The sequence below is a fragment of the Sulfobacillus harzensis genome, from assembly GCF_012933365.1.
Classification (GTDB): domain Bacteria; phylum Bacillota; class Sulfobacillia; order Sulfobacillales; family Sulfobacillaceae; genus Sulfobacillus_B; species Sulfobacillus_B harzensis.
The window spans coordinates 1-11,548 of sequence record NZ_JABBVZ010000103.1 but is presented as its reverse complement, the minus strand read 5'-3'; the positions used below and the strand labels follow the sequence as shown (position 1 = coordinate 11,548).

Here is an 11,548-nt window from a genome sequence, read left to right as displayed (position 1 = left end):
CTGTCGGATCGTAATGCGCCGCCACCGCGTCCTCTCCCGCATCTCCCGTTACGGTTGCCGCCGGTGGTGGGGGTCGACGTGCCGCTCGAAGAGGAATTGGAGCCAGGCGACGAATAAGGCCGGGGTCTCATCGGTCACCAATCGGGTAGGCCATTAAAAAAAGGAGGCACATTTCGTGATCACAGATAAATTATTGCGCGCGGCAGACCCGACCACCGCACCCCAGGAATTGGCGCGGTTGGCCGACGACCCCGATGCCGCCGTCCGAGCGGAGGTGGCCGACAACCCGGCCACCCCATCCGACGTATTAGCGGCGCTCGCCGGCGATCCATTTTACATTGTCCGGGCGGCGGTGGCGCACAATCCATCCACTCCCCCGGCCACGCGGGCCGTGCTGGCAGATGATGGGGCGTGGCTGATCCGCACGCTGGCGCAAAATCCGGCCCTCACCACGGCGGAGATCCTGGCGATGGATCAGGCGCGGCGGCGCGATTAAACCCATGTACCGGCCCCTGCCCTATGCGGGCGGGGGCTTTTTTTTGTATAGATGAAAGGAGGTGAGCACCGATGAATGAAACCAAGAAGGGCGGACGGCGCCCCGGGGTAAAACGAACGGAAGGGTTGACGATGCAGTTTACGCCGGATGAAATGCGCCTACTGCGCCGGGCGGCGGAGCTTGAAAGCCTCGGACCCTCGCTGCTGGCGCGGGTCGGCGCGATGCAGCGGGTGCGGCATGTGCTTGCCGAAGCCGGGGAGGACATTTAAGAAGGAGGTATGGGAAATGCCGATTAAGGTTGCCATCGACGCCGGACACGGCTACACAAAAGCCCTGGTCGAGAGTGGGGAGCGTGTGCTGTTCCCCAGTCTGATTGCGCAAGCCCCGCAAGGCGTGGATCTGGGAGAGTTTGGGCAATCCGATACCGTGCGGATCGACGGCCAGCCGTTTCTTGTTGGGGAGTCGGCCCGCCTTCATGCGCCCCCCCTGTGGAGTCGGGATAAAGCCGCTGACCCCGACACTTTGCGGCTGATTCTCGTGGCCGCCGCTCAACTCGGAGCGGTCGGGCCGGTTGCGCTGGCGACTGGCCTACCGCTCTCGTGGTTTGGGAGTCAACGTCGGGCCTTCCGCGAGGCCTTGATGGGGTATGGGGGTGTCGTTGAACTCGCTGAAGATCGCCTCGCCCAGCGAGTGTGGTTTGAATCGGTCGTAGTCCTGCCCCAAGGCGTGGCCGGGGCGGTCGTCGTGCTGGCTGATCCGGCCTACCGTCCCGGCCCTTATGTGGTGGTGGATGTTGGATACCGCACTACGGAGTATCTGGTCGTCACAAAACAGGCAGACGGTAAATTGGCCTACGATGCCACGCAAGCCGGGAGCTTGGAGGCTGGCACCCATGCGGTGGGAGCCGCTGTTGCCAAGGCGCTGGAACACGACTGCCACCTCAGTTTTACGCCTGCGGAGGTAGAGGACGGCGAGACCGTGTTTGTCCAAGGCCGGGCAGTGGCCTTGGCCGGGTATCGCGAGCAGGCCCAACGGGTAGTCGCTAGGCAAATTCGAGACCAACTGACCGAAGTGCTGGATGATCGCCTGCTCAAAGCCGCCGGAATTGTGCTGGTCGGCGGTGGGAGTGCGTTGCTGGCGACCGCATTTCCCGGAGCAGTGGTCCTGTCGGACGGACAGTGGGCCAACGCTAAGGCGTATTTGAGCGCGTGATGTCCCCATGCCAAAACGGCGGCGGGGTGCGGGTTACAGGCCACAAAACCCGGTTTTATGTCCCCATGAGTCCGCAAAACGATGACTTTTTGACTGCCATGGGGATACAAATGCCGAAAAAAGCCGCGAAAGCCGCATGGGACAAGGAAAAGAGGTGGGGACATGCGACTCTATTTTTATCTCGACGACGACGCGGATGAGGCCCTGATTGCGTGGTGGCTCGGTCACGACAAAGGCAAACGATCCGAGGTCATGCGACAAATGATGCGCTGGTATTCCGGCCAAGCGGGGTTCGGTGAGCTGATCGAGTCCATAAAACGGTTGACCCAGACCGGTATTCCGACCCAGCCCACACCTGAGCCCATAGCCCCACCCCCGCCAAACGTGGGTGAGCTCATGGAGGACGCATTGGGCCAACTGTTTCCGGACGACGACTAGGAAGGAGATAGCACTTGTGGCGAAATTAAGCCCCGAGATAACTGAATGGCTGAATCACACGGTGTATCCGAAGTTGTCCCATGAGTTGGTCTTCGGCGATTTGCCGGGATTTACTCTTGCGCAATCCGGAGCGAGTTGGTACGCCGACTGTCCGTATTGCCACCGGAAAGGGACTTTTTATATGCTGCCAAATCGCCAAGTTGGGCAATGCAAATCGTGTCAGCGGACGATTGGGTGGTTTGGGTATTTGCGCCGCAAACTCAATGGGGAGCCTGCCGCTATTCGCCGGATTGCGGAACTGGCCGGGATAGCTCCCTTGGCCGGTTATCTGGACGACGACGAGATGATACCGGTCGGTGGCATGGGAGTATTCGGCGAGATCTTTCTAGGCCAGCAAGCGCCAATAGACCCGGACAATGTGCCGTCTGTCGAGGACGACAAAGCCGATCTACAGTCCCCCTCTTCCGGCTCGGAAAAATCGTCCGAGCCTCCCTCTCCCCCCAAAAGCGCGGGGGAGACACACACAGGATAAGGGGGAACTGCACAGATTCGCGGCAGTGCCGCGAACGGGTGTCACCGTGTGACTCCCCAACCATTTAAGTAGAGCCGCTTTTTCCTGTCACCGCTTTCTGTCACCGATTGTCACCGGGTCTGGACAGCTCTTCGGATGCAGGTAAAATCGGTGACAAACGAGGTCTCAAATCCCGTGATGACACCATTTTTGTTGTCACCGGTTGAAAGGGGGGGACGGATATGGGACGAGACACCGAGCATCCGGGTGATACGCAAATCCGCACGTGGGTACCAAATAACCAGTACGCGGTAATCCGCGAACTGGCCGCCGCCCGCCAGGTGTCGGTGAGCCAAATCGTTCGTGAGATGATTGGGGCTGGCCTCGAAACCGATGGGCAACGGCAGGCGCTGGACCAAGCGTTGCACCAGGTGACCTCGGCGCTAGACCACTTGGAACGCTTGACGTTTTTTGCAGCGCAGGAAGCAGCGTTCGCGGCGATAGTGCAGGAGAAAAATTACGAGGTGTTAGGCCAGCGAGAGGCCCCAGGGAATCCGGACGAGGCGGCCGCAATCACCAAACGGTTTGTCGGCAAGATCCAGGGTTTGGTCCACGAGCGGATTCGCAGGGCCTTGCGGGGTCCCAACGCAGTCCGAAAGGAGATGTCGCGCGATGAGTCGGACGACGACTAAAACAGCGGACGTGTGGGTGCGGCTGGACGCTGCCACCAAAGCCGCTGTGGAATTGGCCGCAGCGCATGACGGGATTCCAGTCTCCACGTGGATACGCAATCAAATTGTAACCGGCCTTTATTTGGAAGGAGTTGCCGCCGCCCCGCAAACGATCTACCAAGGCATTCGCCATGCGCTTAAGCGGGAGCTCGATGGGTTGGTGGAAGTCCGAACGGCGCTGGACGGGTTGATAGCGGCCCTACCCGATTTGATAGCGCTGGCGGCCTCAGTCCAAGAGTCGGACGCGATTCGCGAGGCCGCCATCGAGGCGTTGGAGGCGGCGCTAGGGGAAGCCTTTGCAATCGACGGGGGGGTTGATGCGTCATGGCGCTGCGACCTTTTGTGATCAAAACGGCTTTCTATCTGCCGGGTCAGCAGGGCTTCGGCAAGGGGATGCACGGAGCCCTGGCGCATCTGGACTACATGGGTGACCCCAACCGGCACAAGAAGCCGGATGAAGAGTTGCTGATGGGCAGTGCGGCGATTCACGCAAAATACATGACCGAACGACCCGGAGTCAGCGGCTACTTTGGCCCCGACCCCCGCGAACTGCCCGACGTGAAAGCGGTCCAGGCAACCATTACCGATCACCAAGGCCCCGTCTGGCGGGCTTTTATTTCGGTCACGGAAGACGACGCCAAAACGTTAGGCGGCGCGTTGATGACCCGGGAAGGTTGGGAGCAAGCGGCCCGGGCGCAACTGCCCAAGACCTTCGAGCAGATGGGACTGGATCCCGCCAACGTGGACTGGATTGCCAGTGTGCACAAAAAAGAGGGTCACCCCCACCTACACCTCTTGTTCTGGGAACGCGACATCACCCGCGAGAAGGGGAAATGGAGTGATCAGGAACGTCGCGCCATTCGCCGGGGGTGGATTCAGGAACTGTACGGCCCGGAACGCGACCGGTTGGGCGCTGAAAAGAGCACCATCCGGCAGGCGCTCGTGACTACCCTCAAAGAGAAAGACCCCGGATGGTGGACGCTCAAGATACAGCGCGACTGGCAGGGCCGTCTCAATCAACTGGCCGACGTGATGCCTGGTGAAGGCCGAGCGGCCCTCAAGTTTCTGCCGTCTGAGACGAAAGAGATCGCCTTGGACCACGCACGGTGGCTCATCGAGACCGTCCCCGCCTTTCACGAGCAGGCGGCTCGCTACAGGGATATCGCCGCGGAGCTGGCGCAGCACTACTCCGACAATCCGGATGCGCACCAACAGGCCCGCCAAAAGGCTCAGGACGACTTGATCCAGCGGGTCGCTCAGGTGGTGGTGAAAGAAGCCGCTACGGTGGATCGCCAACGGCAATGGGACGCGATTCGGGGGTTGGTCGATACGGACGACCGCGCCCTACGCCGGGATCTGGTCCGGCTCAGCCGGTTGCCGGTTGAATCGCGCGCTGTCTTCCGCGATGCACTGGCCCGACAGCTCGTCGGGGAATCCGCATCTGAGACAGCGGTGAGAAAACAAGCCCGCGCCTTGGCCCGGGCGGCGGACTGGATCGCCCGGCGGGATGAGGCGTCGGCCAAACGGACTGCCAACGCCATAGGCCGGGCGCTGACGCAGATGGTGCATCGGGCCGAACGCGACGCCCGCCTGACGGCCTATTGGCTGGCGGAAGCCCAGTGGCGCGCCAAAAAAGCGCAAGCGGACATTGCCCGGAACACCGGGCAAGAGATTGCGCAGTAGTCGCAAGGAAGGGGTGATCACACAGTGAAAATCCAGCTATCTCCCGCGTTGGAACAGGCGTTGGTGGCGGAGTTGAATAGCCGGCGGGTTCTGAACGAGCGATACATCCGCTACCTCGATGTGATGGAAGCCTATTGGGAGTCCCAGACGCCGCGGCGCTACCGTCAGCCCCGGCCAGAGGCACTAACGGGACAAGACAAGCCGACAAAACACCAAGTGGACATTCCGGCGATGGACATGGGCGGCTTGGGTGATTTGTTTTTGGGTCTAACAGCACCGCTGGACCCGGATGATTTGCCCGACGACCACGACGATGACCTCGTACCGGTGTAATGCCACTCGCCCAGTAACCCAGTAACCCCGACCCAGCCCGGTCGGGGTTTCTTCATTTGTATGAGGAGGTGACAGCATGAACGACCGCGCCGCGAAAGCCCTTGTCGGCGGCCTCTTCGGAGCCATTCCGGGCTGGCTCATCGGCATGGAACTGGCCGACGTGGTGGCTGGAGTGATCGAACCCATAGGCCGCGAAATGAAAGCCGCCAAAGCCGCAGGCCACCCGGGATTCCCGCATATCGGCCCGATTTGGCACACGTGGAAGGCTCAGCATGGCTACCTTCCGACGCACTGGGGGAGCGTGCTGGGCCACCCTCATCTCGTGATAGGGGTCTTGGGGCTCGGAGCCCTCACCGGCGGATTCATTGCCTATCAGAGCGCCAAATCGTCCAGCATTAGCACCTGGGGTGGCCCGTCCAGCGCAGGCAAAGGCCAATATGGCACCGCCCACTGGCGGCCCTCGCGCTCACTCCGAGAGAGCTACAGCCGGTGGCAAGCGCCGGTGACAAAAGAGAAAAAGGCTACCCTGCTCAAAACGGTGGATGACATCAAGAAGGAAGCCCAAGCCATTCACGAAAAGTGGGAGAAGAAAGCCAGAAAAAAAGGCCCTGAGCCCGGCCTGCCCAAGGTTGGGCTGCTAGTGGGGGTGGACCAGCTCAAGAATCCGTTGGTCGCGTGGATTCTCGAACGCGATGAACATGCGTTGGTCTTGGGCAGCACCCGGTCCGGCAAGACGCGGCGGCTCATCATTCCGAGCGTCGGGATTATCGGGAGTACCGCTCAAGAATCCCTTGTCCTGACAGATCCCAAGGGCGAGCTATTCGACCACACAGCCGCCTGGCTGGAATCGCGGGGCTACAACATTGTGCGCATTGATTTGATTCGGCCACGGCTCGGTGGTACGCACCGTTTCAATCCCATCGCGGCCGTGTGGCATGCGCTGCACGACGGCCCTACCCCGGACTACGCGCTCGCCGCCAAGATTGCACGGCAAGTGGCGCACATCATCACCTACGGGGCGGGCAATCTGAGCTCGACGGAGCCGATCTGGGTGAATGGGCAAATTTCCCTTACGTCGGCCATGATTCTGGCGGTGGCCGAACGGGCGCAAACCGTTGCGGAGTGCCACCTAGCCAGCGCTTATAGGTTGATGATCGAGGCCGGATCGGACGAGGGAAAAACGCTGGACGCCTTTTTTGAAGACTTTGCTATGAGTCACCCGGCGAAGTTGTCCTATTCAACGTACCAACTGGCGCAAGGGAAAACGCGGGCCTCGATCATCACCGGGGCCGCTGCCGGACTCCAACTCTGGGGCGATCCTGAGATCGCGTGGCTGACGGGCGAGCAAGACCACGCCCTGGCCCAAGTCGGGCCGGGGGATCGGCCAACGGCAACCTTCTTGGTCATTCCGCACGACGATGCCTCACGCTACATGGCGGCGGCGCTCTATGTAAACCAGCTTTTCAGGAGCCTCACCGACCTGGCGCGAGACAATGCCGGGCGACTCCCACGGCGCGTCAATTTCCTCTTGGATGAATTTGGCAACCTGCCGTCGTTCCCCGATTTTGATCAATTTGTGACGGTGAGCGCGGGGATGGGCATTCGCTTAGTGCTTGCTCTACAAAATATCGAACAACTCAGGAAGCACTATGAGGCCACCGAGCGCACGATTCGCGGCAATTTGGGTACGTGGCTCTTCCTCCGCACAAGCGACTTGCAAACGGCCAAAGAACTCAGCGAAATGATTGGGCGCTACACGCTGAACTCGGAATCGCTGCAACTCCCGAAAGTCGGCTGGAACACGATTGATACTGGGGTCGCTCATACGAGCCAGGGCCTCAGCCTCACCGGACGCGAACTGGTGACAGCAGACGAGCTTATGCGCTGGCCGAAAGACCAGGTGTTGTGCTGGCAAGCGGGTTATCCCCCGGCTCAGTTTCCGCTCCCGGATCTCAGTGCGTGGCAGATTTTCCCCGACCTGCAAGCCCGGGCCCCGTGGCAGGCACCCGGCACCCCCATCCCGGAGGTGCCGATTTTCACGACACCGCCCGGCTTGGTGGTCGAATCGACGGCGAAGAAGACGTCGGCCCCTCCGGCCCGTGGCGTGGCCCAGTCGGTGAAAGGGGGTGATCACGTGGATATCCCGGTCAGTGAACTCGGCAACTGGGGCGATTTGTTCCTCGGGCAACGGGCCCCGTTGGACCCGGACGACGTGCCAGTCGAACCGTGGGAGGATGAGGAGTCGGTGCCGGTGTAAAGCCCGGCCCCTCTCTTTTGTGATAGGAAGGAGGACCTGATGAACTCTAGCGAAGCCCAATCCGTGGTAAACCAAGGCATCCAGCAAATGCTCGAAGACCCCGACCAGTGGCGCCAGTGGGCGACCACCATGGCGAAATTCCATCACTACTCCCCCGGCAACGTGCTCCTGATTATGTCGCAAAAGCCCGACGCCACCCGGGTCGCCGGGTATCATGCCTGGCAAGATTTGGGCCGTCACGTGCAACGGGGCGAGCATGGCATTACGATATTAGCTCCCGTGATGCGCCGCCGCGAGGAAGAGGCCGCGACTGCCGAACCCGAAAAACCCGCACCACCGGCCCTCGTGGGATTCCGGGCCGCGACCGTGTTCGATGTCAGCCAAACGGCTGGACGCGATCTGCCAGTGCCGGAGCCCAAATTGCTCGACGGGGCCGCGTTGGCTGAACTCTTCGGTTCGCTAACGGCTGTGGTGGGCGCCCCGATTTTGATGGCCGAGTCCAACACCATGGGCGGGGCGAACGGCGTGTGGAGTCCGGCGAACCAAACCATCACCGTGGCTGCGGACCGCGCCCCGGACCAGCAAGTGAAAACGCTCCTGCACGAATGGGCGCATGCGGTCGGCGTGCCCGATGTCGCCGCCGCCGTTGACCGGCACCGGGGTGCGGAGGAAATCACCGCCGAGACCACGGCCTACGTGCTGGCGCAACGGTTGGGGATGGATACCAGCCAGTACAGCATCCCCTATGTCGGCCACTGGGCCGCAGGCGATCCGGCCAAAGTGCTGGCCCTCACCCAAGCGGTGAGTCAGCGCGTGCAGACGATGAGCACCACGCTGGAGCAAGCCGCGCAACACGATCCAGCACTCGCCCGGGCGCTGGGGATGCCGGAGCCGCAACAGGCCGAAGCCGACTACGAGATGGAAGCCTAGCGTCACCCGCCCTGCCCTCTTCGGAGAGCAGGGCTTTTTCTATTTATTGAGGGGCCGCACTCAGGGGCCCACTTTTTAAGGAGGGATTCATATGTTCGGTCTCGGACATCACGTGCTTCTAGCGACCAGCGTCAATATCGGGTCGACCAAAGCGGGGCAGACGATCTCCAGCCTGGTTACGGGTCTCGGCGGCTGGATCGCTGGGCTGGGTATTCCGGCGGGCGGTCTCATGGTCGCGTACCACGCGATCATGCGGAATTTTAGCGGCGGAGACGCCCAGACGGATGCCAACCACCTGGCCGCCATGAAAAAGGTCATTGTCGGCACCGCCATTGTCGCCGGCGCGGGCGGCATCGCGCACTTTATGGGCGGGCTATTTTAAGCGAGCGGGCGGGGCCGTTCGTCCCCGAAAGGGGGCTTCGGCCCCGCTGCCGCTTTAGAGGAAGGGGGAATCGTCAACCGTGGGAAATCTGGTGCTAGACGCTGTGCAAAAGCTGTTGTTCAACGTCATCGAAGGGGCGTTGTCTTGGATCGGCGCGATTGCGGGCGCGCTCGGGAAACTGGGGACGCTCCAACTGGCCCTCCCGTGGATTCAGCCCGTGAAAGCCGATATTTTGGCGGTCACCTGGACCATCCTCGGGCTCTACATCGCCTATAAAGCCGTCCATCATTACATCCTCTGGAACGAAGGCACGGCGGATCCGGATGGGTCGGTGTTGGCCAAAAGTATCCTGCGTACCGTCCTCTACGTCGCCCTATCCGGGTCGATTGCCACCATGGTCTACGAGTTCGGCCTGAACCTCGCGGTGATGCTCATCGCCGCCCCGATGGCGTCGTCGGTGAAGTCGTTACACGGGACGGTGGCCGCGATCAGCGGGGTCAGTTCGGATATCGGCATTGTCATCGCGGGCATCCTCTTTGCGCTCATCGCCTTTGTCGCGCTGGTGATTATGCTCTTCCAGTTCGCGGTGCGGGCCGCAGAGATTGTGGTCTATGTGCTAGCCGCACCGTTGGTTTCGTTGGGGCAGATGAACGCGGACGGCGGTACATGGAGTCACTGGTGGACCAACCTGGTCATCCTCGCGATGACCCCCGTCGCCCAATTCTTAGCCCTCAAAGGCTTTGCCTCGGCGGCTGAGGTGATGGCGTTGGGGCACGGATTCGGCTTGGGCGGGGAGATGGCCCGCCTGGGCATCACGCTGCTCTTGCAAATCGGCTGGCTGGTCGTCGGCATTCGCGGCGCGCACCTGCTGAAGCAGTGGTCCTACTCCACGGGTATCGGCGGCGGGTTTGTCGGCATTGTGGGCCATATTGGCCGGACTGCGGTGACCAATCAGTTTACCGGATCTCGGGGCGGCAGCGCATCGGTTCCCGCAAAGACCAATGGTTCATGATAGGATAATCGCAAAGAGAGAGGAGGAGAGGACATATGTTGCCGACGGTGACGGAGTATGTATACGTTCGGGACCAATACGAGGGGACGCGCGGGTTCTGCCGGTGCCCGGGTTGCGGCTATGCGTGGCCGCACATGGAGACAGGGAATCTCAAGCGCGATATGGAATGGGCGAGTCGACATTATGGCGGCCCAAGCCAATGTGCCAACTGTGGCGAGTGGTCGGACCCAACGGATAACCGCCGCCTGTGGAAACGCGGCTATTATCGGCAACTATGTCCTGCCCCCACACGGGATCGATCACTCACATTAGAAGAGGAGGCTGAACGCTAGCAATGGCCCGATATCTCATCCCCAAGCCCATCCAGCGCCAGTACGAGCTCTTCCCCGGCTGGGGATTCCCGCAAATCGGACTCGTCGTAGCTGGACTGCTGGTCGGGGGTATGCTATTCCTCGTGCTCACCCTGTTCCATGTCCGCGTTCCCATTCGGCTGATCGCGTTCGTGTTGCCACTCGGCATCGCGGGATTCTTGGCCTTTCCCCCGCCCAATGACCAACCGCTTTACCAGCGGTTGCAGGCGGGGGTGGGCTTTTCGAAGAGCACGCGCAAGTGGCTCTACGATTGGAACGCCAGCGATTGGCCCGAATAACGTAACGATAATCCCCCGGCTACGGTCGGGGGTCTTTTTTATGTAAGGGGGTGAGAGTGTGAAAGCGAAGCCGCTTGCGATTTTGATGCTGATCGGGTCGTGGATTGCGGCGGCGGCCATGGCGTCGATCTTGGTGATCGCTGCGAGCCAGGTGGCGGCATGGGCCGGTGGCGCGGTGTGGGCGGTTGACGGAATTGCGGCGATCTACGGCGCGATGCTCTTCTCGTTTGCTCAACAAATCGTGCGCGTGGCATCCCGCGAGCGTGCGACGAACTAGCGGTGGATTCCCCCGGCCACACGGTCGGGGGTCTTTTTTTGAGGAGGTGTTGTACAGTGAAACGCATGGCAAAGCCGAAGAAAGGGGCCGTACCCGAGCTCACTCCCGCCCAAAAGACGGCGCAGTCGTGGCTCCCCATCCAGGACTTGCATGAGGGCTGCCTTTTTCGCCCTGATGGCGGGGTCGTGGCCGGGATTCAAATTTCCCCATTCAGTCTGGCCCTGAAATCCGAACGCGAGCGGACGCAAGCCATTCAAGGATTCCAAGCCGCGCTCAGCGGGCTCACGGTCCCCTGGCAACTTCTGAGCCTCTATCGCCCGGTTGACCTCGACAGTTATCTGGCGAGTTTGGACACCGCCACGGACGCAGCGACCGGCACCCGTCGGCGGGTGTTGGGGGACTATGCCCGGTGGGTGAGGCAACAGGTGCAGACCGGCGATAGCGTCGAGCGGCGGTACTACTTACTGATGACGCGCACTGGCAAAGACGCTGTGGCGGAGCACCAGCAAAGCCTGCGGGGCCTCACCGATGACTTGGCGCGGATCCGGGGTTTTCGGGCTGACGTGCTGACGGATGCGGCTTGGCGCGAGTTGCTGTTTCTGATGTTTCACGCGGGCCAAGCGGCGGTGGAAAGCAT

16 protein-coding genes are annotated in these 11,548 nt (G+C 61.4%); all 16 read left to right on the top strand.

What is annotated here, in order from left to right:
* The first annotated feature begins 175 nt into the window (after nucleotides 1-175).
* Nucleotides 176-496: a hypothetical protein gene (locus tag HIJ39_RS18690; RefSeq protein ID WP_169102424.1), complete on the top strand. Its 321-nt coding sequence runs from the start codon at nucleotides 176-178 to the stop codon at nucleotides 494-496.
* A gap of 71 nt (nucleotides 497-567) precedes the next feature.
* Nucleotides 568-765, top strand: a complete 198-nt coding sequence (locus HIJ39_RS18685; RefSeq protein WP_169102422.1) for a hypothetical protein — start codon at nucleotides 568-570, stop codon at nucleotides 763-765.
* Between the two features lie 16 nt (nucleotides 766-781).
* The gene (locus tag HIJ39_RS18680; protein WP_169102420.1) at nucleotides 782-1,708 is read left to right on the top strand and encodes a ParM/StbA family protein; all 927 of its coding nucleotides are present in this window, start codon (nucleotides 782-784) and stop codon (nucleotides 1,706-1,708) included.
* A 162-nt stretch (nucleotides 1,709-1,870) separates the two neighbouring features.
* Nucleotides 1,871-2,146: a hypothetical protein gene (locus tag HIJ39_RS18675; protein WP_169102418.1), complete on the top strand. Its 276-nt coding sequence runs from the start codon at nucleotides 1,871-1,873 to the stop codon at nucleotides 2,144-2,146.
* A gap of 16 nt (nucleotides 2,147-2,162) precedes the next feature.
* Nucleotides 2,163-2,678 (top strand): hypothetical protein, encoded by a 516-nt coding sequence (locus tag HIJ39_RS18670; protein ID WP_169102417.1) that lies wholly within the window; start codon nucleotides 2,163-2,165, stop codon nucleotides 2,676-2,678.
* Nucleotides 2,679-2,899: 221 nt separating this feature from the next.
* The gene (locus HIJ39_RS18665; protein ID WP_169102415.1) at nucleotides 2,900-3,349 is read left to right on the top strand and encodes a ribbon-helix-helix protein, CopG family; all 450 of its coding nucleotides are present in this window, start codon (nucleotides 2,900-2,902) and stop codon (nucleotides 3,347-3,349) included.
* Complete coding sequence (locus HIJ39_RS18660; RefSeq protein WP_169102413.1) at nucleotides 3,330-3,734, top strand: hypothetical protein; 405 nt, start codon at nucleotides 3,330-3,332, stop codon at nucleotides 3,732-3,734. Before HIJ39_RS18665 ends, HIJ39_RS18660 begins: the two co-directional genes overlap by 20 nt.
* Complete coding sequence (gene mobP3 / locus HIJ39_RS18655; RefSeq protein WP_169102412.1) at nucleotides 3,713-5,071, top strand: MobP3 family relaxase; 1,359 nt, start codon at nucleotides 3,713-3,715, stop codon at nucleotides 5,069-5,071. Before HIJ39_RS18660 ends, mobP3 begins: the two co-directional genes overlap by 22 nt.
* Nucleotides 5,072-5,095: 24 nt before the next feature.
* Nucleotides 5,096-5,404: a hypothetical protein gene (locus HIJ39_RS18650; RefSeq protein WP_169102411.1), complete on the top strand. Its 309-nt coding sequence runs from the start codon at nucleotides 5,096-5,098 to the stop codon at nucleotides 5,402-5,404.
* Between the two features lie 76 nt (nucleotides 5,405-5,480).
* Nucleotides 5,481-7,661, top strand: coding sequence for a VirD4-like conjugal transfer protein, CD1115 family (locus HIJ39_RS18645; RefSeq protein WP_169102410.1), 2,181 nt, complete (start codon nucleotides 5,481-5,483; stop codon nucleotides 7,659-7,661).
* Between the two features lie 39 nt (nucleotides 7,662-7,700).
* Entirely contained in the window at nucleotides 7,701-8,591 is an 891-nt protein-coding gene (locus HIJ39_RS18640) for an ArdC-like ssDNA-binding domain-containing protein (protein ID WP_169102409.1), read from the top strand.
* A gap of 91 nt (nucleotides 8,592-8,682) precedes the next feature.
* Entirely contained in the window at nucleotides 8,683-8,973 is a 291-nt protein-coding gene (locus HIJ39_RS18635; RefSeq protein ID WP_169102408.1) for a hypothetical protein, read from the top strand.
* Nucleotides 8,974-9,052: 79 nt separating this feature from the next.
* Nucleotides 9,053-9,985: a conjugal transfer protein TrbL family protein gene (locus HIJ39_RS18630; RefSeq protein ID WP_169102407.1), complete on the top strand. Its 933-nt coding sequence runs from the start codon at nucleotides 9,053-9,055 to the stop codon at nucleotides 9,983-9,985.
* 334 nt (nucleotides 9,986-10,319) lie between these two features.
* On the top strand, nucleotides 10,320-10,634 hold the full coding sequence (locus HIJ39_RS18625; RefSeq protein ID WP_169102406.1) for a hypothetical protein: 315 nt from the start codon (nucleotides 10,320-10,322) through the stop codon (nucleotides 10,632-10,634).
* A gap of 58 nt (nucleotides 10,635-10,692) precedes the next feature.
* Entirely contained in the window at nucleotides 10,693-10,911 is a 219-nt protein-coding gene (locus HIJ39_RS18620; protein WP_169102404.1) for a hypothetical protein, read from the top strand.
* Between the two features lie 65 nt (nucleotides 10,912-10,976).
* Nucleotides 10,977-11,548 (top strand): TraC-like domain-containing protein (locus HIJ39_RS18615; RefSeq protein WP_476718347.1); only part of this gene is annotated, 572 nt, incomplete at its 3' end.

Coding starts and splice junctions, on each gene's coding strand:
- HIJ39_RS18685 (WP_169102422.1), top strand. CDS start 568: ATGAATGAAACCAAGAAGGGCGGACGGCGCCCCGGGGTAAAACGAACG.
- HIJ39_RS18680 (WP_169102420.1), top strand. CDS start 782: ATGCCGATTAAGGTTGCCATCGACGCCGGACACGGCTACACAAAAGCC.
- HIJ39_RS18675 (WP_169102418.1), top strand. CDS start 1,871: ATGCGACTCTATTTTTATCTCGACGACGACGCGGATGAGGCCCTGATT.
- HIJ39_RS18665 (WP_169102415.1), top strand. CDS start 2,900: ATGGGACGAGACACCGAGCATCCGGGTGATACGCAAATCCGCACGTGG.
- HIJ39_RS18660 (WP_169102413.1), top strand. CDS start 3,330: ATGAGTCGGACGACGACTAAAACAGCGGACGTGTGGGTGCGGCTGGAC.
- mobP3 (WP_169102412.1), top strand. CDS start 3,713: ATGGCGCTGCGACCTTTTGTGATCAAAACGGCTTTCTATCTGCCGGGT.
- HIJ39_RS18645 (WP_169102410.1), top strand. CDS start 5,481: ATGAACGACCGCGCCGCGAAAGCCCTTGTCGGCGGCCTCTTCGGAGCC.
- HIJ39_RS18640 (WP_169102409.1), top strand. CDS start 7,701: ATGAACTCTAGCGAAGCCCAATCCGTGGTAAACCAAGGCATCCAGCAA.
- HIJ39_RS18635 (WP_169102408.1), top strand. CDS start 8,683: ATGTTCGGTCTCGGACATCACGTGCTTCTAGCGACCAGCGTCAATATC.
- HIJ39_RS18625 (WP_169102406.1), top strand. CDS start 10,320: ATGGCCCGATATCTCATCCCCAAGCCCATCCAGCGCCAGTACGAGCTC.